Annotated in this window: 22 protein-coding genes; 19 read left to right on the plus strand and 3 right to left on the minus strand. The window is 65.6% G+C overall.

The window, feature by feature from the left end; genetic code table 11:
* The 9 genes from otnK (at position 1) to HOP59_RS14725 (ending at position 9,277) form a co-directional block, all read left to right on the plus strand.
* Positions 1-1,323, plus strand: coding sequence for a 3-oxo-tetronate kinase (otnK, locus tag HOP59_RS14685; RefSeq protein WP_234254520.1), 1,323 nt, complete (start codon positions 1-3; stop codon positions 1,321-1,323).
* Complete coding sequence (otnC, locus tag HOP59_RS14690) at positions 1,320-1,967, plus strand: 3-oxo-tetronate 4-phosphate decarboxylase (protein ID WP_010626908.1); 648 nt, start codon at positions 1,320-1,322, stop codon at positions 1,965-1,967. Before otnK ends, otnC begins: the two co-directional genes overlap by 4 nt.
* A 36-nt stretch (positions 1,968-2,003) precedes the next feature.
* Complete coding sequence (otnI, locus tag HOP59_RS14695) at positions 2,004-2,801, plus strand: 2-oxo-tetronate isomerase (protein WP_234254458.1); 798 nt, start codon at positions 2,004-2,006, stop codon at positions 2,799-2,801.
* A 34-nt stretch (positions 2,802-2,835) separates the two neighbouring features.
* On the plus strand, positions 2,836-3,801 hold the full coding sequence (denD, locus tag HOP59_RS14700) for a D-erythronate dehydrogenase (RefSeq protein WP_234254459.1): 966 nt from the start codon (positions 2,836-2,838) through the stop codon (positions 3,799-3,801).
* 70 nt (positions 3,802-3,871) lie between these two features.
* A complete protein-coding gene (locus HOP59_RS14705; RefSeq protein WP_234254460.1) occupies positions 3,872-4,870 on the plus strand; it encodes a TRAP transporter substrate-binding protein in 999 nt (332 codons plus the stop codon).
* A 116-nt stretch (positions 4,871-4,986) separates the two neighbouring features.
* The gene (locus HOP59_RS14710) at positions 4,987-5,574 is read left to right on the plus strand and encodes a TRAP transporter small permease (protein WP_234254461.1); all 588 of its coding nucleotides are present in this window, start codon (positions 4,987-4,989) and stop codon (positions 5,572-5,574) included.
* Complete coding sequence (locus HOP59_RS14715; protein ID WP_010626913.1) at positions 5,571-6,845, plus strand: TRAP transporter large permease; 1,275 nt, start codon at positions 5,571-5,573, stop codon at positions 6,843-6,845. Before HOP59_RS14710 ends, HOP59_RS14715 begins: the two co-directional genes overlap by 4 nt.
* A gap of 52 nt (positions 6,846-6,897) precedes the next feature.
* On the plus strand, positions 6,898-8,358 hold the full coding sequence (locus tag HOP59_RS14720) for an aldehyde dehydrogenase family protein (RefSeq protein ID WP_234254462.1): 1,461 nt from the start codon (positions 6,898-6,900) through the stop codon (positions 8,356-8,358).
* A gap of 31 nt (positions 8,359-8,389) precedes the next feature.
* Complete coding sequence (locus HOP59_RS14725; protein ID WP_234254463.1) at positions 8,390-9,277, plus strand: NAD(P)-dependent oxidoreductase; 888 nt, start codon at positions 8,390-8,392, stop codon at positions 9,275-9,277.
* Here the strand turns inward: HOP59_RS14725 and HOP59_RS14730 are convergent.
* Positions 9,274-10,089, minus strand: coding sequence for a M90 family metallopeptidase (locus HOP59_RS14730; RefSeq protein WP_234254464.1), 816 nt, complete (start codon positions 10,087-10,089; stop codon positions 9,274-9,276). The two genes, HOP59_RS14725 and HOP59_RS14730, sit on opposite strands and share 4 nt — an antisense overlap.
* 3 nt (positions 10,090-10,092) lie before the next feature.
* Complete coding sequence (locus tag HOP59_RS14735) at positions 10,093-11,664, minus strand: bifunctional GNAT family N-acetyltransferase/carbon-nitrogen hydrolase family protein (RefSeq protein ID WP_010626918.1); 1,572 nt, start codon at positions 11,662-11,664, stop codon at positions 10,093-10,095.
* A 279-nt stretch (positions 11,665-11,943) separates the two neighbouring features.
* On the opposite strand from HOP59_RS14735, the gene HOP59_RS14740 reads away from it, so the two are divergent.
* From HOP59_RS14740 to HOP59_RS14755, 4 genes are all read left to right on the plus strand, one after another.
* A complete protein-coding gene (locus HOP59_RS14740; protein WP_234254521.1) occupies positions 11,944-13,140 on the plus strand; it encodes an ABC transporter ATP-binding protein in 1,197 nt (398 codons plus the stop codon).
* The gene (locus HOP59_RS14745) at positions 13,137-14,438 is read left to right on the plus strand and encodes an ABC transporter substrate-binding protein (RefSeq protein WP_234254465.1); all 1,302 of its coding nucleotides are present in this window, start codon (positions 13,137-13,139) and stop codon (positions 14,436-14,438) included. Before HOP59_RS14740 ends, HOP59_RS14745 begins: the two co-directional genes overlap by 4 nt.
* A gap of 171 nt (positions 14,439-14,609) precedes the next feature.
* Positions 14,610-15,497: a carbohydrate ABC transporter permease gene (locus HOP59_RS14750; protein WP_010626921.1), complete on the plus strand. Its 888-nt coding sequence runs from the start codon at positions 14,610-14,612 to the stop codon at positions 15,495-15,497.
* Between the two features lie 8 nt (positions 15,498-15,505).
* Complete coding sequence (locus tag HOP59_RS14755; RefSeq protein WP_086511768.1) at positions 15,506-16,348, plus strand: carbohydrate ABC transporter permease; 843 nt, start codon at positions 15,506-15,508, stop codon at positions 16,346-16,348.
* 43 nt (positions 16,349-16,391) lie between these two features.
* Here the strand turns inward: HOP59_RS14755 and HOP59_RS14760 are convergent, their stop codons facing one another.
* Positions 16,392-17,351, minus strand: coding sequence for a LysR family transcriptional regulator (locus HOP59_RS14760; RefSeq protein ID WP_234254466.1), 960 nt, complete (start codon positions 17,349-17,351; stop codon positions 16,392-16,394).
* 108 nt (positions 17,352-17,459) lie between these two features.
* Here HOP59_RS14760 and HOP59_RS14765 point away from each other — a divergent pair, with 108 nt between their 5' ends.
* The 6 genes from HOP59_RS14765 to HOP59_RS14790 all read left to right on the plus strand — a co-directional run bounded on the left by HOP59_RS14765 (position 17,460) and on the right by HOP59_RS14790 (position 23,619).
* On the plus strand, positions 17,460-18,569 hold the full coding sequence (locus HOP59_RS14765) for an ABC transporter ATP-binding protein (protein WP_035590285.1): 1,110 nt from the start codon (positions 17,460-17,462) through the stop codon (positions 18,567-18,569).
* A gap of 40 nt (positions 18,570-18,609) precedes the next feature.
* Positions 18,610-19,308, plus strand: coding sequence for an HAD-IA family hydrolase (locus tag HOP59_RS14770; protein ID WP_234254467.1), 699 nt, complete (start codon positions 18,610-18,612; stop codon positions 19,306-19,308).
* A 1-nt stretch (position 19,309) separates the two neighbouring features.
* The gene (locus HOP59_RS14775; RefSeq protein ID WP_010626926.1) at positions 19,310-20,617 is read left to right on the plus strand and encodes an NAD(P)/FAD-dependent oxidoreductase; all 1,308 of its coding nucleotides are present in this window, start codon (positions 19,310-19,312) and stop codon (positions 20,615-20,617) included.
* A gap of 190 nt (positions 20,618-20,807) precedes the next feature.
* A complete protein-coding gene (locus HOP59_RS14780) occupies positions 20,808-21,863 on the plus strand; it encodes an ABC transporter substrate-binding protein (RefSeq protein ID WP_234254468.1) in 1,056 nt (351 codons plus the stop codon).
* Positions 21,864-21,931: 68 nt separating this feature from the next.
* On the plus strand, positions 21,932-22,834 hold the full coding sequence (locus tag HOP59_RS14785) for an ABC transporter permease (protein WP_010626928.1): 903 nt from the start codon (positions 21,932-21,934) through the stop codon (positions 22,832-22,834).
* On the plus strand, positions 22,831-23,619 hold the full coding sequence (locus HOP59_RS14790) for an ABC transporter permease (protein ID WP_026037936.1): 789 nt from the start codon (positions 22,831-22,833) through the stop codon (positions 23,617-23,619). Before HOP59_RS14785 ends, HOP59_RS14790 begins: the two co-directional genes overlap by 4 nt.
* Positions 23,620-23,622: the final 3 nt, after the last annotated feature.

Here is a 23,622-nt window from a genome sequence, read left to right on the forward strand (position 1 = left end):
ATGGCGATCGTGCTGGGCGCCATTGCCGACGACTTCACCGGGGCCACCGACCTGGCCAACAACCTGGTGCGTGGCGGCATGCGCTGCGTGCAGCTGATCGGCGTGCCCGAGCGCCCCCTGGCCGAGCTGGTCGAGGACGCAAAGCGGATCGATGCGGTGGTGGTGGCGCTGAAGTCGCGCTCCTGCCCGGCCGACGAGGCCATACGCGATTCGCTGGCGGCGCTGGAGTGGCTGCGCGGCGAGGGCGCCCGCCAGCTCTTCTTCAAGTACTGCTCCACCTTCGACTCCACCGAGGCCGGCAACATCGGCCCGGTCGGCGAGGCGCTGCTGGAACGCCTCGACGCGCAGCTGAGCGTCATGGTGCCGGCCTTTCCGGCCAACGGTCGCACCGTCTATCAGGGCCATCTGTTCGTCGGCGACCGGCTGCTCAACGAAAGCGGCATGCAGCACCACCCGCTCAACCCGATGCACGACGCCGATCTGGTCCGCGTGCTGGCGCGCCAGAGCCGGCACCCCGTAGGGCTGCTGCCGTGGCCGACGCTGGCTCAGGGCGCCGAGGCCGCCCGGGCACGGCTCGACGAACTGGCCGGGCAGGGCGTACGCCAGGCGATCTGCGACACTCTCGACGAGCGCGACCTGGCCGTGTTGGCCGAGGCGACGGCCGACCTGCCGCTGGTCACCGGCGGCTCGGGGCTGGGGCAGACGCTGCCCGCCGCGTACCGCCGGCGCGGCTGGCTGGGCGAGATCGCGGCGGCGGGGGCGTTGCTGCCGGCGTCGGGCAGTGCTCTGGTGCTGTCGGGTAGCTGCTCGCGGGCCACCCTGGCCCAGGTCGACGCCTTTCTCACGCGCTTTCCCGGCTTTGCTCTCGATCCGGCCTCATTGGCCGAAGGGCCCGACCATCTGGAGCGGGCGCTGGCCTTCGCTCGCCGACACCTGGCCGGTGGCCGCCCGGTGCTGATCTACGCCTCGGCTGATGCCGAGCGGGTGCGCCGGGTGCAGCAGATGCTGGGACGCGAACGGGCCGGCGAACTGGTGGAGAAGGCGCTGGGCGAACTCGCCCGACGGCTGGTCGACGAGGGCGTGGGACGCCTGGTGGTGGCGGGCGGCGAGAGCTCCGGTGCCGTGGTGTCGGCGCTGGGTGTCTGCGCCCTGCGCATCGGCGAGCAGATCGACCCCGGCGTACCCTGGACCCAGGCCATGCTGGCCGGCCGCCAGGCGCCGCTGTCGCTGGCGCTGAAGTCGGGCAACTTCGGCGGCGAGGATTTCTTCCTGCGCGCCTTCGAGGTGCTGCCAACCGTCGGCGACAGCGGAGGTGTGACATGAGCACGGCCGATTGCCATCGCCTGCGCGAGCAGATCGCCACGCTCGGCAAGTCGCTGTTCGATCGCGGTCTGACCATGGGTTCGAGCGGCAACATCAGCGTACGCCTGGACGATGGCGGCTGGCTGATGACGCCGACCAACGCCTGCCTGGGCCGGCTCGATCCGGCACGGATCTCGCGCCTCGACCGCGACGGCTGCCTGCTCGACGGCGACGCCCCGACCAAGGAGCACTTCCTGCACATGGCGATGTACGCCGAGCGCCCTCGTGCCGGTGCCATCGTGCATCTGCACTCGACCCATTCGGTGGCGGTCTCCTGCCTGCCCGACGTCGACCCCTGCGACTGCATCCCGCCGCTCACCGCTTACTACGTGATGCGGGTGGGGCGCCTGCCCCTGGTGCCCTATCACGTGCCGGGAGACCCGGCGCTGGGAGATGCCGTGCGCGGCCTGGCCGGCAAGCACAGCGCTGTGCTGCTGGCCAACCATGGCCCGGTGGTGGCGGGCAAGAACCTGGAGGCGGCGGTCTACGCCACCGAGGAGCTGGAGGAGACCGCCAAGCTCTACCTGCTGCTGCGCGGCCATAATCCGCGCGGACTGACGCCCGAGCAGGTTGCCGAACTGGAGGCCCGTTTTCCCCGTGACTGATGCCGTCCCACGACCCAAGAACACGAGACGCGAAACATGATTCGACTGGCCGCCAATCTCAGCATGCTGTTCACCGAGCACGACTTCCTCGACCGCTTCCAGGCGGCTGCGGCGGCGGGCTTTCGCGGCGTGGAGTACCTGTTCCCCTATGCCTACGCTCCCGAGGAGCTGGCTGGTGCGCTGCGCGAAGCCGGCGTCGAGCAGGTGCTGTTCAACATGCCGCCGGGGAACTGGGAGGCCGGCGAGCGCGGTCTGGCCAGTCTGCCCGGGCGTGAGGCGGAATTTCGCGACGGCGTGGTCGAGGCGTTGCGCTACGCCGAAGCCCTCGACTGCCCCCGCGTGCACGCCATGGCCGGGCTGCTGCCGGTCGGCGCCGATGCCGAGACGCGGGCGCGCCACCATGCTACCTACGTGAGCAACCTGCGCTTCGCCGCCGCCGAGGCGGCCAAGGTGGGGCGCCAGGTGCTGATCGAGCCGATCAACACCCGCGACATGCCGGGCTACTTCCTCTCGCGCCAGGCCCAGGCCATGGCGGTGCTCGAGCAGGTCGGGGCCAACGGCAGCCTGCGTCTGCAGTTCGATCTCTATCACTGCCAGGTCATGGAGGGCGATCTGATCCGTCATCTGGAACGGCAGTTCACCGCCATTGCACATATCCAGATCGCCGGCGTACCGGAGCGCCACGAACCGGACGTCGGCGAGGTGCACTATCCCGCCCTCTTCGAGCGGCTGGAGCGGCTCGGCTACCAGGGTTGGATCGGCTGCGAGTACCGGCCCGCGGCGGGCACCCGGCAAGGATTGGGCTGGGGGCGTGACTACGGGCTCATGGTCTGAGCGCAACGGCAAACACAACGACAGGATGCCAGACATGCACATCGTCATTACCGGCGGCGCCGGTTTCCTCGGCCAGCGTCTTGCTACTCGGCTGCTGGCACGCGGCGAGCTGAGAGGTGAGGCCATTCAGCGTCTGACGCTGGTCGATCAGGTCGAGCCACCGTGCCCGCCCAGCGACACGGCCGACGTCGCAGGGTTGGCGCTGGATATCACCGAGCCCGGTGCGCTGGACGCAGTGCTCGATGCGCGTCCGCAGGTCGTGTATCACCTGGCCGCGGTGGTCAGCAGCGCCGCCGAGGCCGACCTGGATCTCGGCATGGAGGTCAACTTCGATGCCACCCGGGCACTGCTGGAGGGCTGCCGCGAGCGGGGGCTGGCCAATACCCGTCTGATCATGGCGAGCTCGGTTGCCGCCTACGGCGGCGAGCTGCCCGCGGTGCTCGACGACATGACCGCGCTGCAGCCGCAGAACTCCTACGGCACCCAGAAGGCGATGTGCGAGCTGCTGATCAACGACTACAGCCGACGCGGCCTGATCGATGGCTGCGTGCTGCGTCTGCCGACCATCATCGTGCGTCCGGGACGACCCAACGCCGCCGCCTCGAGCTTCGCCTCCAGCATCCTGCGCGAGCCGCTCAACGGTGAGGAGGCCGTCTGTCCCGTGGCCACCTCCCTGGAGCTGTTCGTGATGTCGCCGGCCAAGGTGATCGAGGCGCTGATTCATGGCGCCGAGGTGTCGGGTGAGGCGCTGGCACCGTTTCGCGCCTTCATGCTGCCGGGCATCACGGTCAGCGTGGCCGAGATGCTCGACTCCCTGCGTCAGGTCGCGGGTGAGGAGGCGCTGGCGCGGGTGCGCCACGAGCCCGATCCGCGTATCGAGGCGATCGTCGCCAGTTGGCCGGCACGCTTCGAGACCCGCCGGGCGCGGGAGCTGGGCTTCGCCGGCGACCGCAGCCTGCACGATATCGTCAAGGCGTTCATCGAGGAGCGCAGCCGATAGCGAGCACATAGCCGCGGCCGACAGGCCGCCGACAACAACCGAGGTGTTTCACGACGAAGAGGTCACAACAATGAAAACGCAGTTCGTACGCCACGCCCTCACCGCCGCCATCGGCGGCATCACTGCCGCCGCTCTGGTCGCCAATGCCCAGGCCGCCCAGGAGGTCAGCCTGGGTCACACCCTCTCTTCCACCTCCCACTATGCGGTGGGTGCCCAGGCCTTCAAGGAGACCCTGGAAGAACTCAGCGGCGGCGCCTTCACGGTCACCGAATACGCCTCCGGCGCGCTGGGCGGCGAGCGCGAGATGATCGAGGGCCTGCAGATCGGCACCGTGGACGTGGTCATCACCTCCACCGGCCCGCTCGGCAACTTCGTGCCGGAGACCTACGTGCTCGACCTGCCGTTCCTGTTCGAGAGCTACGATCAGGCCCGCTGCGTGCTCGACAGCGAGCTCGGCGGCGAGCTGCTGGAGAAGATGGGGCAGCACGACCTGGTCGGCCTGGCCTGGTCGGAGAACGGCTTCCGTCACCTCACCAACAGCCGCCGCGAAGTGACCAGCCCCAGCGATGCCGAAGGACTGCGGGTGCGCACCATGGAGAACGAGGTGCACCAGGAGGCCTTCCGCCAGATGGGTGCACGGCCCACTCCGATGGCCTTCCCGGAGCTCTTCACGGCGCTGCAGCAGGGTGTGGTGGATGGCCAGGAGAATCCCATCACGGTGATCGTCGCCACCAACTTCTGGGAAGTGCAGGACCATCTCTCGCTTACCGGGCACGTCTATTCCCCCGCCGCCGTGCTGGGCTCGCCGCTGTTGCTCGACGGGCTCAGCGACGAGGAGCGCGAGTGGTTCCACGAAGCCGCCCGTGCCTCGGCCGAGGCGACTCGCGGCGAGGTGTCGCGGCTCGAGGAGGAGGGCGTGGCCCTGCTGCGCGACAACGGTATGACGGTCAACACCGAGATCGACATCGGCCCCTTCCAGCAGGCGGTCGAGCCGGCCTACGAGATCTTCACCCGCCAGCACGGCAGCGAGATGCTGGAGAGGATCCAGGAGAAGGCGGCCAGCTGCTGAGAAGAGCGTGAATGCCCGTGCGGTGTCACCGCGTCGCGCGGGCACTTCTCTACGCTGAGTTACCCAACTGCGCTCCCGGTGTATAGCGGGGGCGCGTCGGCAGGAATCGTGAGCCCATGGTGGATTTCTTTCTTCGTTTCGAACGTCAGCTGACGCGCCTGGCCATGCTGGTGGCGGTGGTCATGCTGGTGGTGTCGGTGTCGTTCAGCTTCTATCAGGTGCTGACCCGCTTCGTTTTCAATGCGCCCTCCACCTGGACCGAGGTGGCGGCGCGCACGGCGATGATCTGGTGCGTGTTCATGGCCGCCGCCGCGACCTTCCGTGGCGGCTACATGATGGCCGTGGAGGCGATCTACAAGGTGGTGCCGCAGCGTCTGCTGCTGGTGCTCGAAATCGCCATCGTGCTGTGCTGCCTGCTGGTGCTGGCGGTGCTGGTCCACTACGGCATTCTCATGACCCGGCGCGTTGCCAACCAGACCATGTCGGGCATGAACATCTCCATAGCCTACGCCTACGCCGCCATTCCCATCGGGGCCGGTTTCGCCATCGTCTCGGTCGTTGCCCGGCTGCTGGCCCAGTTGACTGGCCGCGAGGCTGTGGGCCCCGACCTGGACGAAGCCTCACCCGAGGTGGAAATGCACGATCTGCGCCGTACCATGCCCGAGACCGCCGAGGACGTCGAACGCGGAGGGCCGCGCTCATGAACCTGGTCATCGGTCTGTCATTGATCATCCTGTTCGCCTTCGGCGTGCCGATCGCCGTGTCGATCATGCTGGCCTCGATCATCGGTATCGAGTTCTTCACCCGGCTGCCACTGCTGCTGGTGCCGCAGCAGATGTTCATCGGCATCGACAAGTTCCCGCTGATGGCGATCCCGTTCTTCATTCTCGCCGGCAATCTGATGGCGGCCGGCGGCATCTCCCAGCGCCTGGTGGACCTGGCCAAATCCATCGTCGGCGGCGTGCAGGGCGGGCTGGCGATGACCTGCGTGCTGACCTGCATGATGTTCGCCGCGGTGTCCGGCTCCAGCGTGGCGACCACCTTCGCCATCGGCGCCATCCTGATTCCGGCCATGGTGCGCCATGGCTACCCCAAGCCGCTGGCGGCTTCGATCCAGGCCTCGTCGGCGGAGCTCGGGGTGCTGATCCCGCCGTCGATCCCGCTGATCCTGTTCGGCGTAAGCACCGACACCTCCATCGGTCAGCTGTTCCTGGCCGGGGTAGGGCCGGGCCTGCTCATTGGTACTGCTTTGATCCTGTTCCTCTATTTGTTCTGCAAGGTGCGCGGCTTCGGCCTGGAGGACCACAAGGACAGCACCAGCTTCGTGATCTCGTTCAAGCGCGCCTGGGCGGCGCTGCTGATGCCGGTGGTGGTGATCGGCGGGATCTACGGCGGCGTATTCACCCCCACAGAGGCTTCGGCGGTGGCAGTGTTCTACGCCCTGCTGGTGGGCGGGCTCTACTATCGCGAGCTCAAGGTGGCCGATCTGTGGCCGATCCTGCGCCAGAGCGTGATTTCCACCGCCGCGGTGATGCTGATCATCGCCGCGGCCTCGCTGTTCAGCTTCCTGATCAGCCGGACGGGCCTGCCGGGCCATATCGCCGGTTGGGTGACCGGCGTGTTCGACAGCCCCATGACTTTCCTGCTGGCGGTCAACGTGCTGCTGCTGATCGTCGGCATGTTCATAGAGACTTCCGCCGCCATCCTGGTGCTGGCGCCGATCCTGACGCCGATCGCCATCCAGTTCGGCGTCCATCCGGTGCATTTCGGTCTGATCATGGTGGTCAACCTGGCGCTGGGCATGATCACCCCGCCGCTGGGCGTGAACCTGTTCGCCGCCTGTGCGGTGGCCAAGATCTCCATCGATCAGATGCTGCCCTGGCTGGTGCGCTTCGTGCTGGTGGTGCTGGCCTGCCTGATAGCGATCACCTACATGCCGTGGATCTCGCTGGGTCTGGTGAGACTGGTCTACTGAGGAACGATCTCAAGGACAAAGACAACGACAACGACAACGACAAGGAGGATGTATGACCGTGCTACCCGTGATTCCGCCCCGACACGCCCTGATCGGCGGCGAATGGGTGCCGACCCAGGCGCTGCTCGACGTGGAGACCCCCTCCAGCGGCCAGACCATCGCCCAGATCGCCCGCTGCCAGGCCGAAGAGGTGATGGTGGCCGTCGACGCTGCGCGTCGCGCCTTCAGCGGCAGCCTGGGCGAGTGGGCGCGCTGGAGTGCGAAGCGGCGCGGCGAGTGGCTGCTGCAGTTCGCCGACGCCATCGATGCCGACCACGCCAACCTGGCGGCACTGGAGTGCGCCGACACCGGCAAGCCGATGGCCCAGGCCGAGGCCGATATTCGCGCCTGCGCACGCTACTTCCGCTTCTACGGCGGCGGAGCCGACAAGCTGCACGGCGAGACGATACCGTTCGACGAAGGCTTTGCCGTGCTCACCCTGCGCGAGCCCTATGGTGTGTGCGCTCAGATCATCCCCTGGAACTATCCGGCGCAGATCTTCGGACGCTGCGTGGCGGCGGCGCTGGCCACCGGCAACAGCGTGGTGCTCAAGCCCGCCGAAGACGCCTGCCTGAGCGTGTTGCGCCTGGCCGAGCTGGCCTGCGAGGCGGGCCTGCCGCCCGGCGTGCTCAACGTGGTGCCGGGACTGGGGCGTGAGGCGGGTGCGGCGCTGGCCTCGCACCCGGCCATCGATCATCTCTCCTTCACCGGCTCGCCCGTCACGGGCACTCAGGTGGCTCAGGCCGCCGCGGCGCACCATGTGCCGGTGACCCTGGAGCTGGGTGGCAAGTCGCCGCAGATCGTCTTCGCCGATGCCGACATGCCGCAAGTGCTGGACACGGTGGTGCGCGCCATCATCCAGAATGCCGGCCAGACCTGCTCGGCCGGCAGCCGCCTGCTGCTGGAGGCGAGCTGTGCCGAGGCGGTGCTGGGCGAGCTAGTCGAGCGCTTCGCGGCGCTGCGCTGCGATGCCGGCGAAGCCAACGCCGACTGCGGCCCCTTGATCAACGCCCGCCAGAAGGCCGGCCTGGAGGCACGCCTGGAAGCCGCCCAGGCCGATGGCGTGCGGGTGGCGGCGAAGGGTGAGCTGGCCGCCGGAGCCCCCGTGGGCGGCCATTTCGTGGTGCCCCATCTACTCACCGACATCCCCGCCGGCCATGCCGTGCTGCGTGAGGAACTGTTCGGCCCGGTGCTGGCGGTGCAGCTCTTTCGCGACGAGGCCGAGGCACTGCGCCTGGCCAATGCTACCGACTTCGGCCTCTGTGCCGGTGTGTGGACCCGCGACGGCGGCCGTCAGCTGCGCCTGGCCAAGGGCATCCGCAGCGGTCAGGTGTTCATCAACAACTACGGCGCGGGTGGCGGCATCGAGCTGCCGTTCGGCGGTGTGGGACGCTCCGGACACGGCCGCGAGAAGGGCTTCGAAGGGCTGCGCAGCTACACCCGGCTGAAGACCGTGGCGATCCGGCATGGTTGAGACGAACGATTCACAGCGAGAGGAGAGAGACATGAAGGCATCACGCCGGGTCGGCCTGGTCGGGGTCGGTCTGATGGGGCACGGCATTGCCGCCAACATTCTGCGCGGTGGCCATGCGCTCTGCTTTCTGGATCATCCGGGCAACCAGCCGGTGGAAGACCTGCTCGGCGCCGGTGCGGTGGCCAAGGGCAGCGGACGCGAGGTGGCCGAGGCCGCCGAGGTGGTGATCCTGTGCGTGACCGGCTCGCCTCAGGTGGAGGCGGTGCTGTTCGAACCGGGCGGGGTGCTCGAAGGGCTGGCGCCCGGCACGCTGGTGATCGACTGCTCCACGGCGCTGCCGAGTTCCACCGAACGAGTCGCTGCTCGCGTAACGGCGGCGGGCGGTCGCTTCATGGACGCCGCCATGACCCGTACGCCCAAGGAAGCCGAGGAGGGGCGACTGAACCTGATCGTCGGCGCGCCCGAGGCGCTGTTCACCGAGGTGCGCCCGCTGCTCGAATGCTTCGCCGAGAACATCGCCCACGCCGGGCCGGTGGGGGCGGGGCATACCCTGAAGCTCTTGCACAACTTCGTCTCGCTGGGCTTCACCGCGGTGCTGGCCGAAGCCGCGGCGGCGTCGCGTCGGGCCGGCATCGACGATGCGGCGCTGCTCGACGTGCTGGGCAAGGGCGGCGGCGGTGGGGTGGTGCTGGAGCGGCTGCGCCCCTACATCGAAGCTGGCGATCCGTCCGGATTCCGCTTCAGCGTGGCCAACGCGCTCAAGGACATCGGCTACTACCGCACCATGACCGAGGATCTCGCCGCCGAGGGCGGGGTGGCCGAAGCGGTGCTGGCGCTCTATCGCCAGGCCAGCGACGCCGGCCATGCGGACAAGCCGGTGCCGGAGCTGGTCGGGTTGCTGGAGCAGAGCAGAGTCTAGGCTTCTTCGAGCTCGAGCGGCGGAAGGCGCGTCAACGGGTCCTGACGGAAGTAGCGGGTGAGCAGGTCGTACAGCTCGGGGTAGGCACCGCTGAGCACGTCCGGGGCGGAGAAGAAGGCCTCGCAGCACACCGCGAAGCACTCGCCGGGGTGGGTGGCGGCGTAGTCGTCGATGGGCGGCTCTTCGCCGCGTTCCAGGTGCGCCTGCAGGTCGTCCCACACCGCGGTGAAGACGCGATGCCACTCCTTGGGATCCATGTCCCGGGGCAGCGGCGGAAAGCCGTCGACGTCGAGCGAGTTGCCCATGTCGAGCTTGTGGGCGAGCTCGTGGATCACCACGTTGAAGCCGCTGAAGTCGCCGCTCTCCATCAGGTCGGGGAAGGCCACCACCACCGGCCCCTGGGCCGAGGTCTCACCGGCGCGCTCGTCCTCGTAGGCGTGCATCACGCCGAATTCATCCATCTCCTCCACCTGGCGGTGGAAGGCGTCAGGCAGGATCAGGATCTCGTGGAAGCCGCTGAACGCCTCGTCGTGGTCGTCGTCCGACCAGCCCAGCGTCAGCAGGCAGGCCTGGGCCGCCAGGGCCAGCTGGGCGGGCTCGTCGAAGGTGGTGTGGGCGACCAGGTCGGGATGCATGCTGGTGCGCTTGGTATGCAGGAAGTGCCAGGCGCGCCGGCCCAGGCGCTCGGCCTCCTCGTCGCCGAGAAAGGTCAGCAGCGGCAGGCGCGAGCGGGCCTCGGCCCAGGCTTCCGCGGGAAACGGATGGCGGGCCTCGAAGCGTTCGGCCCGCCAGCGGCGCAGGCGGTCGAACATGGCTCAGCTCTCTTCCTGCCGTGAGCCGGACTTCCACGACCAGTCGCGCCAGCGCAGGTCGAACAGGTCCTTGCGGCGGTCCTTGAGATTGGTCACCGAGCCCTCGGCGCGCACCACGGTGAGCCGGGTGAGGTCGAGGTCAGAGAAGATCACCATCTCGGTGTTGGGCGTGGTCTCGGAGAGCACCGCGTCGTGGGGGAAGGCGAAGTCCGAGGGCGTGAACACCGACGACTGGGCGTACTGGATGTCCAGGTTGCGGATCGACGGAACGTTGCCCACGCTGCCGCACAGCACCACGTAGCACTCGTTCTCGATGGCCCGCGCCTGGGCGCAGTGGCGCACCCGCAGGTAGCCGTTCTTGGTGTCGGTCCAGAACGGCACGAACAGGATGTCCATGTCCTGGTCGGCCAGCAGTCGGCCGAGTTCCGGGAACTCCACGTCGTAGCAGATCAGGATGCCGACGCGTCCGGCGTCGGTCTCGAACACGCGCAGCTCGTCGCCGCCCTCGATCACCCACTCGCGGCGCTCCTGGGGGGTGATGTGCAGCTTGGATTGCTTCTCGACGTCACCGTCGCGATGGCACAGGTAGCTGACGTTGTAGAGCCGGTCGTCCTCGCCCACCTCGATCATCGAGCCGGCAATGATGTTGATGTTGTAGGAGACCGCCATGCGTGAGATTTCGGTCTTGAACTGCTCGGTGAAGCCGGCCAGGTAGCGGATGGCGGCGAGCTGGTCCTGCTGGGTGGCGCGATCCTGCAGGCCCATCACTGGGGCATTGAACAGCTCCGGGAACACCGCGAAATCGCTCTGATAGCTGGAAATGGCGTCGACGAAGTATTCCACCTGCTGCAGCACCGACTCCACCGAGGCGCACTCGCGCATCTGCCACTGCACGGCACCCACCCGTACCTGAGTGGGGCGGTTCTCCAGCACCCGCTCGGCGGGTTCATAGAGAATGTTGTTCCACTCGAGCAAAGTGGCGTAGCCCTGGGACTTCTCGTCCTCGGGCAGGTACTTGCGCAGTAGTCGCTTGACCTGGAAGTCGTTGGCCAACTGGAACGACAGGATCGGGTCGTAGATCTCCTTGCGCGCCACCCGCTCGATGTACTCGGCGGGCGAGAGTTCCTCGGCGTGCTCGTGATACTGGGGGATGCGCCCACCGGCCAGGATCGAGCGCAGGTTGAGCGAGCGGCACAGCTCCTTGCGCGCCTCGTAGAGGCGACGGCCCAGGCGGTAGCCGCGGTAATCGGGATGGATCAGCACGTCCAGCCCGTACATGGCGTCGCCTTCGGGATCGTTCAAGATGATCTCGCGGTTGCCCACCAGGTCGTCGTACTTGTGCGGGTTGGAGAACTCGTCGTAGTCGACCCGCACGGTGAGTGCCACGCCCACCAGCCGCTCGTCGTCCTCGATGGCGATCTGGCCGTCGGGGAACTCCTGAATCAGCCGGTCGATGGAGTGCTGCGGCCAGGCGCCGCCGATGTCGTCGTAGACGGCATCCATCAGCTGCTTGAGCTGAGGGTAATCGTCCTGCGTCAGGTTGCGGAGATTGAGGTGCAGGTCTTCAAGGGACATTGCGCTCGGTTCCTGATCAGGGGAAAGCCAGCAGTCTAGCATGCCGGGCTCGCTGCCTCCGTAACATGGCGGAGGTCGTCATCGTGTCATGGCGGTGTCATCGAAAGTCGTCAGCATGGCCGCACTTCGTCGAATTAGCGGCTACGCTGAGTTTCGGGAGAGTCGATGACAGCCATGCCACGCCTTCACGGGCAACGCGGAAGCAGTATGAACCCAGACAACAATAATCAGGGTCAGGATCAGGGCCCGCAGCGCCAGCCATCCGCCCCGCACGCCACCATGCGAGATCATCAGCGCATCCGGCTCGAGGCCGTGAGCAAGCGCTGGGGCGATACCGCTGCCGTCGACGCCATCGGCTTCGACGTGGCGCCGGGGGAGTTCGTCATCCTGCTCGGCCCCTCGGGCTGCGGCAAGTCGACCACGCTGCGCATGATCGCCGGGCTCGAACAGGCGTCCTCCGGCCGCATCGAGATCGGCGGGCGGGACGTCACCCATCTACCGCCGGGCGACCGCGGCATCAGCATGGTGTTCCAGTCCTACGCGCTGTTTCCTCACCTGAGCGTGGCCGACAACATCGTCTTCGGCCTGCGCAGCCGCAAGGTGCCCAAGGCCGAGCGCCGCGAGCGACTGGCGCGGGTAGCCCAGCTGGTCGATCTGGAAGCCTATCTCGAGCGCAAGCCGGCCCAGCTCTCCGGTGGCCAGCGCCAGCGGGTCGCGCTGGCAAGGGCGATCATCTCCGAACACCCCATCTGCCTGATGGACGAGCCACTGTCCAACCTCGACGCCCGCCTGCGCGGCGAGATGCGTCGCGAGATCAAGGCCCTGCAGCAGCGGCTCGGCATGACGGTGATTTACGTCACCCACGACCAGGTCGAGGCGATGAGCATGGGCGATCGGGTGATCCTGATGCAGGACGGCCGCATCGTGCAGGACGCCACCCCGAGCGAACTCTACGAGCGCCCGGCCAGCGCCTTCGCCGCCGGCTTCATCGGCAGCCCGGCGATGAACCTGGTGACGCTTTCCGCTGCCGCGGACGGCGCGGTGATCGACGGCGAACCCCGCTGCAGCGTGGCACCCCACGAGGCCAAGGGACACTGGCTGGGCCTGCGCCCGGAGGAGATCCGCCTGCTGCCGGCCGATGCTCCCGGCGTGCCCGCCGAGGTGATCGATGCCGAATACCTCGGCGCCGACAGCATTGTGCGGCTCAAGGTGGGCAGCCAGCAGCTGCGCGCCCGTCTCGACGGCAGGCCGTCGCTCGCTGCCGGCTCGCCCTGTCGGCTGCAGTGGCGGCGCGAGGCGGCGCACTTCTTCGATGCAGGCGATGGGCAGCGGCTGGCGATTGCGGGGCACGACCTGGCCGCACCGCCCGGGCGCCATCGCTTCGAGCCGGGCCTTGCCGGCGCTTCGACCCAAGAACGCGAGGCACGAGCCTCGTCCCATCCCGCAGGGAACGACTCTTCAGGAGTGAACCGATGAACGCACGCTTCTCTCTATCAGGCAGCAGACTGGGTGCCGCGGCGGTGGCCGGGCTGTTGGCCTCCGGCTCGCTGAACGCCCAGGCCCAGACCGAGCTGACCATGTACTACCCGGTGGCCGTGGGCGGGGCCTTGACCGACGTGATCGACGGTCTGGTGGCCGAGTTCGAGAACGAGCACCCGGATATTTCGGTGAACGCCATCTATGCCGGCAACTATGACGACACCCGGGTGCGGGCGATGTCAGCCATCGAGGCAGGCAATGCGCCGCAGCTCTCGGTGCTGTTCTCCATCGACCTGTTCGACCTGCTGGAGCAGGACGCCATCGTCTCCTTCGACTCGGTGATCGAAACCGACGAGGAGCGTGAATGGCTCGACGGCTTCTATCCCGGGCTGATGGAGAACGGCCAGATCGACGGCCAGACCTACGGCATCCCCTTCCAGCGCTCCACCATCGTGCTCTACTGGAACAAGGACGCCTTCGAGGCCGCTGGGCTCGACCCCGAGACGCCGCCCGAGAACTGGGAGGAGATGGCCGAGATGGCCGCCGCGGTGCGCGAGGCGAGCAACGGCCAGCAGTGGGGCGTGATGGTGCCGTCCACCGGCTACCCCTACTGGATGTTCCAGGCCTTCGCTTTCCAGAACGGTCACCGGCTGATGAACGAAGAGGGCACCGAGGTCTATTTCGACGATCCCGCTGCCATCGAGGCGCTGGAGTATTGGGTCTCGCTCTCTCAGGAGCATCAGGCCATGCCCGACGGCACCATCGAGTGGGGCACGCTGCGCCAGAATTTCATCGAGCAGGCCACGGCCATGATGTGGCACACCACCGGCAACCTCACCGCGGTGCGCAACGAGGCCGGCTTCGATTTCGGCGTGGCGATGCTGCCCATGAACACCCAGCGTGGCAGCCCCACCGGCGGCGGCAACTTCTACCTGTTCAAGGACAGCACCGAGGAGGAGCAGCGCGCGGCGATGACCTTCATCCGCTGGATGACCGACCCCGAGCGCGCCGCGGCCTGGTCGATCGAAACCGGCTACATGGGCGTGAGCCCGGCCTCCTACGAGACCGAGGCACTGCGCAACTACGTCGAGGAGTTCGCCCCGGCGGCGGTAGCCCGCGACCAGCTCGAGCACGCCACTGCGGAGCTGGCCACCTACCAGGGCGGGCGGGTGCGCCGGGCGCTGGACAACGCCGTGCAGGCGGCGCTGACCGGCCAGATGTCGCCGGAGGAGGCGCTCAAGCAGGCCCAAGCCGAAGCCGATGCGGCGCTGCGACGTTATGCACGTTCCCGCTGAGGCTTCTAAAGGCATAACGTCGAGAATTCGAACCGACGCAGACAGGGCGCCGGGGGCAAGGTCGAAGAGGAGGTCATTCGACAGGGATGTCGAATGTAGCGTCCAGGGAAGGATTTACAGCGCCTCCTCGTAGGCTTTGCCCCCGGACAGCCCCGAGACGAGTTAAGGGCCATGCTGATCCACAACGCCGACCGACGCATGCAGATCTACGGTGCGCTGTTGCTGCTGCCGGCGGCGGTGCTGCTCGGCACCTTCGCCTACCTGCCCACCGTGGCGACGCTGATCAACAGCTTCTTCCTGCCCGGCTTTCGCGGCGCGCCGCCGGAGTTCGTCGGGTTGGAGAACTACGCCATGCTGGTGGAGGATCGCACCTTCTGGCGGGTGGCGCGCAACAACCTGATCTATGCCTTCGGCACCATTCCCACCTCCATCGCCCTGGCGCTGGGCATGGCGCTGTTCGTCAACGCCCGCCTGCCGGGGCGCGGCTTCGTGCGCATGGCCTATTTCACCCCGACCATCCTGCCGATGATCGCCGCGGCCAACATCTGGATGTTCTTCTACGCACCGCAGATCGGCCTGTTCAACAAGCTGCTCGGCGCGTTGGGGCTCTCCGGGGTCAACTGGCTGGGCGACCCCAGCGTGGCGCTGACCTCGGTGATCGTGATGACGGTATGGAAGGAGGCCGGCTTCTTCATGATCTTCTACCTGGCGGCGCTGCAGAGCATCCCGCCGGAGCTGAAGGAGGCCTCGGACCTGGAGGGCACCAGCCGCTGGAGCTTCTTCTGGCGGGTGACCTTCCCACTCTTGATGCCGACCACGCTGTTCGTGCTGATCAATGCCCTGATCAACGCCGTGCGGGTGGTCGATCACCTGTTCATCCTGACCAAGGGCGGGCCCAACAACGCCACCAACCTGCTGCTCTACTACGTCTACGAGAATGCCTTCTCGTTCTTCGACCGCACCTATGCCGCCACCATCACCGTGGTGATCCTGCTGGTGCTGGCGGTGGTGGCCACGCTCAAGTTCACCGTGATCGACCGCAGGACGCACTATCAATGAACCGCGCAATGAACCGAGCCATCAGCCCCGCCGCCAGCCGCTTCGCCCTGCGCGTGCCGAGTCTCGAGACCACGGCCGCCTGGCTGCTGGCGATCATCTGGATCTTTCCGCTGCTCTACGCGATCTGGGCCGCCTTCCATCCGCCGGCCTACATGGTGCGCTTCGACCTGTTCGCTCCGATCACGCTGGACAACTTCGCCAACGCCTGGGCCCAGGCGCCGTTCGCCCGCTACTACCTCAACACCTTCCTGCTGGTCACCGGGGTGGTCCTGGCGCAGTTCGTGGTCTGCACCCTGGCGGCCTTCGCCTTCGCCCGCTTTCCCATTCCCGGGCGCGACGTGCTGTTCATGCTGGTGCTGATCCAGCTGTTCGTCTTCCCCGAGGTGCTGATCGTCGAGAACTACCGTATCGCCAGTGGACTGGGGCTGGTCGACACCATCACCGGCATCGGCCTGCCTTACGTGGCCAGCGCCTTCGGCATCTTCCTGCTGCGACAGACCTTCAAGACCATTCCCAGGGAGCTCGAGGAGGCGGCCCGGGTGGAGGGCTGCGGCTGGATGGCGATCCTGCTCAAGGTCTACGTGCCCCTGGCCAAGCCCACCTACCTGGCCTACGGCCTGGTCTCGATCAGCCATCACTGGAACAACTTCCTGTGGCCGCTGGTGGTCACCAACTCGGTGGAGAGCCGCCCGCTCACCGTGGGGCTCGGCATCTTCTCGGCGCCGGAAACCGGTGTCAACTGGGCCACCGTCAGCGCCGCCACGCTGCTCAGCATCGCCCCGCTGCTGGTCGCCTTCCTGCTGTTCCAGCGCCAGTTCGTGCAGTCGTTCCTCAGGGCGGGGATTCGGTAGGGGGGCAGTCGCAGTCGCGGAACCACGCCTGGGAACACGACGGTCAGCGCCGGGTGAGCGCATCCAGCTCAAGCTCCGGATAACGCTTGGCCACCTTGGCGACGTCCTTGCGGGTTTCATCGATGATCCAGTCGCGTACCTCGGCGGCGGCCTGGCTCAGAGGCTTCTTGCGTGAGTGGATGAGATGGCAGAGGCGTTCGGTCGCGATAGCGATTGGCTTGACGGTGGCCGGCACCAGGGCGCCAGTGTCCAGCCAGTGCGAGACGATGTTCATCCAGCCCACGGCAATGCCTTGGCCGAGCAGGGCGGCCTGCAGAACGACAGCATAATCCGAGAAAATCAGAGAGTGAGCAGTGCCCGACGCTTCGTTCTGAAAGCATGGGAACAGTTCGAACCAGTCGATGCGACTGTCGCTCAGGCTGATGAGCGTCACCCCTGAGTCATGGGGTTTGTCGCTGACATGCTGCTCGCGATAGGCAGGGCTGCAGACGGGCACCAGGATCTCGGGCATGATCAGTGCGGCCTGGTGATGGACGTCCTCCCCGCTGACGAACCTCACGCCCAGATCGACATCCTCCACCGAGCCGCTCACCGAGCCGGAGATCAGTTGGAAGCGCAGATCGAGGGAGGGGAACTCGGCCTGGAGTTCGTGCATGCGTGGCATCAGCCAGTGGGTGGTGAAGGCGGTCGACACCGACAGTGTGACCGTCTCGAGCCCGGTGCTGCGGGCTCTGATCTCCTGGATCGCTTTTTCGATGCTCTGAAAACCCTCGCTGATCCCCCGATACAGGATCTGGCCATTCTCGGTCAGTACGGTGCCGTTTGGCGTGCGCAGGAAGAGCTGCACCTCCAAATGATCTTCCAGTAGCGACAGCATGCGGCTGACCGCCGGCTGGGTGACTCCCAGTTCGGCGGCCGCCTTGGTGAAATTGCCGCAGCGTGCGGCCGACTCGAAGACGAACAGGGCGTTGGCGCTGGGTAATTGGCGGCGTAAGGTTGGCATGACTTCAGGTTATGGCAAGCCAAAGAATTTCGCAATTGCCGCTCATCTTTCGATCTGCTGTACTCAATTCCAATAGTTGTTTACACAATAATAAAAGCGGGATTTTCCATGAAAAAACGAGACAGTGTCGGCGTCTCTATCCGCTCGGTCAGTAAGCGCTACGGCGGAACGACTGCCCTCGACGACATAACCTTAGATATTGAGCCGGGTGAGTTCGTGTCGCTCCTGGGCCCTTCGGGATCAGGCAAGACCACACTGCTTGGTGCCCTCGGCGGTTTCGTGTTGCCCTCGTCCGGCTCGGTGTGGGTCGGCGACCAGGACATGACCTACATGCCACCTCACAAGCGCAATATCGGCGTGGTCTTCCAGAGCTATGCGCTGTTCCCGCACATGACGGTTGGCGAGAACGTGGCCTTCCCCCTGCGTGCCCGACGGCTGCCCAAGTCCACCTGGCCGGAGCGGGTGCGTGAAGCTTTGGCGATGGTGGAACTCGATGGCTACCAGGAGCGTGGCATCTCGCAGCTTTCGGGCGGGCAACGCCAGCGGGTGGCCCTGGCGCGCGCCATGGTCTTCGAGCCACGCCTGATCCTGATGGATGAGCCGCTGTCGGCGCTGGACAAGCAGCTACGCGAGACGATGCAGATCGAACTGCGTCAACTGCACCGCAAGCTCGGCGCCACCATCGTCTATGTGACCCATGACCAGCGCGAGGCGCTGACCATGAGCGATAGAGTGGCGATCCTCAAGGACGGCAAGTTGGTGCAGATCGGCTCTCCCGAAACGCTGCACAACGACCCCAAGGATTCCTTCGTGGCAAGCTTCATCGGCGACTCGACCTTGCTGCCGGTGACCCGTGTCGACACCCATAGCGTCAGGCTCGGCAAGCATACGCTGCACTCGGCAAAGCCGCTTCCCGCCCATTCAGAGCTGCTGCTCGCCATTCAGACCGAGAAATTGCTGATCGATGACGGGCGTCATGAGGCCGACGTCAATCGCCTGCAGTGCCGCGTGCGCGAAGTCGTGTATCAGGGCGACAGCCTGCGGCTGTTTCTCGAAATGGACGATGGTACCGCCATCAGCCTGCGCCAACCCAGCCATCACCTGGGCCAGAAGAAGATTCCACCGATCGGCGAAAGCCTGACAGTGGTCCTGCATCCGGAGGACACCATCGTCGTGCCCCGTACCGGATGTCGACACCCGGCGGCACAAGTCGCCTGACGTTACCTCGAAGCACAAGAAACAGGAGTCATTGACGATCATGGAACTTTCCAACTTCAAAGTTCTGACTTTCGATGTCGTGGGCACGCTGATCGATTTCGAAACGGGGGTGCTGGAGGCGGTGCGTCGGCTTGGTGGAGACGCGACGCTCGACTTGAGCGACACCGCTATCTTCGAGGCTTACAAGCGGGGGCGTGACCGCTTTCCGGGGCGCTCGAGCAGCGCCATGGCAGATGTCTACCGCTCTCTGGCCGAAGAGCTGAAACTGCCTGCCGATCCGGCCACCGCGGAAGCCTTCCAGATGGCGGTGTTTCGCTGGCCGGCATTCGAGGACTCGGTGGCGGCGCTCAAGCGTCTGCGCAAGCACTACCGGCTGGTGGCCATGACCAATGCCGATCGCACCGCTTTCTCTTGCTACTCCCATACCCTCGACGATCCGTTCGACGACAGCGTCACCTGCGACGAAACCCGCGTCGCCAAGCCCAACCCTCAATTCTTTGCCTACAACCGGGGGCGCCAGGCGGCCCATGGCTACAAGTTCTCGGAAATACTGCACGTCGCCCAGAGCCAATACCACGATATCGGCGTAGCCAGCGAGCTTGGTTACACCACCTGCTGGATCGAGCGTCGCCAGGGTCAGCCGGGCTTTGGCGGCACCCCCGAGCCCAAGCAGGTGACCCGGCCGGACTTCCACTTCGCCACGCTCAAGGAGCTGGCCGACGCGGTGGAGGGCGTGTGACATGAGTGGGCCGCGGCCGGATGCCGGTATTGCCTCGCTGTGGCGCGATACGTCGGATCAGGCGTTCGACTTGCCGTGCCTGCGGGGCGACGCTCAGGCCGATGTGGTCATCATCGGCGGCGGCTACACCGGTCTGGCGGCGGCCCACCGCCTGGCACAGCGCGGCATGGCTCCACTGGTTGTGGACGCCAACCCGATCGGCTGGGGAGCCAGCGGTCGCAATGGCGGCGTGGTATCGGCCAAGTTCCGCCTGGCGTTTCCCGTCATCGCCCAGCGACACGGCATCGAGGTGGCGCGGCGCATGCATCGGCTCGCGCTGCGATCGGTGGATGAGGTGGCGTCTCTGGTCGAGGAGTACGGCTTGGCGGACGCCCGCTTCATCCGCTGCGGCAACCTGCGTTGTGCGCATACCGAGCGGGCCTTCGGCTACCTCACCGAAGAGGCGCAATGGATGCGACGTGAGCTGGGTGATGACTCGCTGCGCCTGCTGTCGGCCGGCGAGGTGGCGGAGGAGACGGGGTCTCGTGCGTTCACGGGCGGCGTCTTGAGCCATGGCGTCGGTACCCTGCACCCCTTGAACTACGTGCGCGGCCTGGCCCGGGGCCTGACCCAGCGCCACGGGACGATTGTCTTCGAGCTCACGCCGGTAACCGGCATTCGGCGTGAGGCGGATGGGGTTCGAGTCGTGACGGCGCAAGGCGAAATACGCGCGCGTCAGGTCATCATGGCGACCAATGCCTACTCCGATCTCACCCCGGCGAGCGCCATGATCAGGTCGCGGCTGGTGCCGTTTCGCAGCTCGATCATCGCCACCGAGGTGCTGCCAGCAGCGCTGCAACAGAGCCTGCTGGTCAATGCCAGGAGCTATGGCGAAACGCGCCGCATGATGCGCTGGTTCCGCAAGGTAGATGGCCGCTTCATGTTCGGTGGCCGGGGAGCCTTCGGCAAGCGTGATTCGAAGGCGGCTTTCACTGCCCTGCGGCGGGCGATGGTGGCGATGTTTCCAGACCTGGCAGGAGTCGCGATTACCCATCGCTGGTCGGGGCACGTCGCTATGACGATGGATGCATTGCCTCATGTAGGCCGCTTCGACGATCGGCTGAGCTATGCCGCCGGTTACAACGGCGCCGGTGTGGCCATGTCCACCCTGCTCGGAGGCCTGGCGGCGGACTTCGCCGCTGGCGAATCGCCGGACGTGGCGCTTCTGGAAGCGAGTCGTCTCAAGGCCGTACCCCTTTACCCCTTACGAGAAGTAGCAGTTCGACTGGTAGCTGGCTGGTACCAGTTCCTAGACGCGATCGGGCGCTAAGGAAACACATGCATAAATGTCTGCGAGGGCGAATCACTGCGTTGCGCGGTGCTCGAAATCCTCACCTATACCCCATAGGTTCCGGTTTCTGTGCTCCGTGCGCCTTGTGCTTCATCCCGCTCGCCGATTTATGCAGCGCTTCCTTTAGCGCACATAGGTCGCAAATGTCATCAGCAGCGGAGACAACAAGATGAAACAGACGCATGGCTTGAAGACGTTGATGGGCACCAGCGTGGTCCTGGCGGGAACGCTAGGCATTTCCCACGCTATGGCGGGAGGACAGATCACCTTCGTTTCCCAGGGTGGCGCCTATCAGGAGGCCCAGACGGTGGCTATCCTGGACCCCGTCGCCGAGGCGCTGGGTATCACCATTCACCAGGAGAGCGCTCCGGATGCCTGGCCGATGATTCGCACTCAAGGAACCACCGGCCAGGCAGTGTGGGATGTGGTCGACACGCCGCCGTTGAACTGCGTGCGTGGCGGCAACCAGGGGTTGATCGAGCCGCTCGATTTCAGTCGAGTGCCCAATGCGGAGTCGATGCCCGAGGAATACAAGACCCCTTACTCCGTCGCCTATGAGTTCTACTCCAGCGTGCTGGCCTACAATCCCGACGCCTTCAACGGCAACCCACCCGAGACGTGGGCGGATTTCTGGAACGTCGAGGAATTCCCCGGCAACCGTGCCCTGCGTAACCATCCCCTGGGCACGCTCGAGGCGGCGCTGCTGGCCGATGGCGTGACACCGGAAGAGCTGTATCCGCTGGATGTCGATCGCGCCTTCGAGAAATTGGCAGAGATAAAACCGCACATCGCCACCTGGTGGACCTCGGGCGGCCAGTCAGCCCAGCTGCTCTACGACGGTGAAGTCGACATGCTGATGATGTGGAACGGACGCGTCAGCGCCATCATGGATGAGGGCGCCAACGCCGACTTCACCTACAGCGAAGGCATTCTCCAGAATACGCACCTGTGCATCATCAAGGGTGCGCCCAACCTCGATACGGCGATCGAGTTCGTCAATGCCGCTATCGATCCAGAGTATCAAGCCAATCTGCCGCTCCATATCGACTATGGCCCTGGCAACCCGGCCGCATTCGATACCGGCAAGATCTCCGATGAGCGTGCCCGAGAACTGCCGAGCTACCCGGAAAACGCTGCGCGCCAGGTGCTGATGTCCTACGAGTGGTGGTCCTCCTCGGAGGGCGAGCAGGCCGAACGGCGTTGGCTCGAGTTCATGCAGCAATGAAAGCGCCGATGCCGCACATACGGCGTGTGCGGCATCGGCTGCGTCGTTTCCATGCCAGGAGAAGCGCTTTGAAAGCCACCGCGATTCATGACCGCCAAGCTGCCGCAAGCGCCATTGACCCATCGCTGCGTCATCGACGCCGCGAACATGTCTTGATGATGCTGCTGATGTCGCCGGCCGTGCTGGTGGTCTTTGCACTGCTCGTCGTGCCCTTGAGCTGGCTGATCGTCCAATCCTTCTATGCCGACGGTGCACTCAGCCTGGCGCATTATCGACGGATCTTCACCGAAGGCATTTACTGGAACACCTTTTATCTGACCTTTCGCATCAGTGTCATCGTGACCCTACTGGCTTTGCTGATGGGGTATCCCATTGCCTATGCCGCATCGATCTTGCCAAAACGCTGGGCGATGCTGATTCTGGCCCTGGTGATTCTGCCGTTCTGGACCAGCGTGCTGGTCAGGGCCTATGCCTGGTTGATCCTGCTGCAGCGCTCGGGGGTGGTCAACCAGACCTTGATGGCCAGCGGTATCACTGACGCCCCCCTTCCGTTGGTGCACAACGAACTGGGCACCATCATCGCCACCGTACACATTTTGCTGCCGTTCATGGTGCTGCCGCTCTATGCCACCATGCAGAAGATTCCCCAGGATCTCGTTCTGGCGGGCTCCAGCCTGGGGGGAAGCCCGTTGCATGTCTTCATGCGGGTGTTCTTTCCCTTGTCGCTGAGTGGCGTTCTGGCCGGGATGACCCTCGTCTTCGTGCTCTGCCTGGGCTTCTACATCACGCCGGAACTGGTCGGCGGCGGGCGCACCGTCATGGCGTCGATGCTGGTCAGTCGCAATATCCAGCTCTATAGCGACTGGGGGGCGGCCAGTGCCGTCAGCGTGGTGCTGCTGATCTGTGTGCTGATCATCTTCTATGTGGTCAGTCGCCTGGTTCCCCTTGAGAAAATACTCGGTGCGAAATGACTAAATTATCCTTGGGTCGGCTCGTCTTCATTGGGTATGTGGCATTGGTGCTGGTATTTCTGATTCTGCCGGTACTGATCGTGCTGCCAATGTCGTTCTCGGATAGTCGCTTCCTCTCCTTTCCGCCAACCAGCTATTCGTTGCGCTGGTATGAGGCATTCTTCGGCAATCCCGGCTGGATGGCGGCGGCAAGGACCAGCTTGATCGTGGCGTTTGCCACGGCGTTGATTGCCACTCCGATCGGTGTCGCGGCGGCCTACGCCATCAACTGTTCGACGCACCGGCTGATGCGCTATCTGAAGATCGTACTGCTGCTGCCGCTGATCGTACCCATCATCATCGTCGCTACGGGCGTGTTCTTCATCTATGCGCTATCGGGGATGTTGTACACCATCCCGGGCCTGATCATGGCCGACGTGATGCTGGCACTGCCCTACGTGATCACGGCGGTCACAGCCGGGCTGCATGGCTTCGATCAAACGCAGGAGATGGTGGCGAGAAGCCTCGGCATGAATCGCTTTCGCAGCTTCATGGCCGTGACGCTGCCGCAGATCATGCCCAGCGTGGTGACCGGTGCGATCTTCGCCTTCATCCAGGCGCTGGATGAAACCATGGTGGCGCTATTCATTTCCGGCGGTCGAAACCAGACCCTGACGGTGCGGATGTTCACTGCGCTGCGTGACGAGATAGACCCGACCATCGCCGCCATCAGCACGCTGTTGACCGCCACCTCATTTGCATTGGTAATGCTGATGGTGATGGCACGCCAGCGCTCACCGGCCTGACGC

This window comes from Billgrantia aerodenitrificans (assembly GCF_021404405.1).
Lineage (GTDB): Bacteria > Pseudomonadota > Gammaproteobacteria > Pseudomonadales > Halomonadaceae > Halomonas > Halomonas aerodenitrificans.